The organism is Pontibacter vulgaris, assembly GCF_022758145.1.
In the GTDB taxonomy this organism is placed as follows: Bacteria; Bacteroidota; Bacteroidia; order Cytophagales; family Hymenobacteraceae; genus Pontibacter; species Pontibacter vulgaris.
In genome coordinates this window covers 1-519 of record NZ_JAJVDH010000036.1, presented here as the reverse complement: position 1 = coordinate 519, position 519 = coordinate 1, and the positions used below count along the sequence as shown (strand labels likewise).

The following is a 519-nucleotide window of genomic DNA, read 5'->3' as shown; positions in this document are numbered from 1 at the left end:
TAATGATTATGAAGGCATAGGCGGGCATGAAGAGTTTCGCGGCGATCTCTCACTCATGTATTTTCCTGAAATAAACACGGCTACCGGCAAGCTGATCTCGCTCAGAATGGTGCCTATGCAGTTACGAAAGTTCCGCCTCAATTACGCTTCCGGTAAAGATGCCGCATGGCTGGCTAACACCCTGGATAGGGAAAGTATAAAACCGGGAGCCAATGTAGTTTTACAAAACAATTACCTGATTTTAGAATTTAAAGGCAGCCAGGGCTAAGCTTATACTTTAAGAATCAACATTTATCTGAAAACTCATTGCCCTGTAGCTGCATGCTGTAAGATGTTCTATTTTCGATGGGCTGCAATAATAACGTAGGAGCCTTCGCCAAATCCTGGCTTGGTAAGTTCTGTATCCCTGACCTGGTTAAGCGGGTGAAACAGCGTTTGGCGCACCTCTATGTTGTTAAAGTATGAGTTCTGCAGCCAATGGATAATGGTACGCGGATCGGAGAAATTAGCATGGCGGTA

1 protein-coding gene and 1 pseudogene are annotated in these 519 nt (G+C 44.9%); one reads left to right on the top strand and one right to left on the bottom strand.

The features are described 5' to 3' along the window. A pseudogene (locus LWP20_RS18210) lies at positions 1-268 on the top strand (hypothetical protein); the annotation flags it as partial. Positions 269-336: 68 nt separating this feature from the next. On the opposite strand, the gene LWP20_RS18205 reads toward LWP20_RS18210, so the two are convergent. Then, a partial coding sequence (locus LWP20_RS18205) for a hypothetical protein (protein ID WP_242929603.1) occupies positions 337-519 on the bottom strand: 183 nt, incomplete at its 5' end.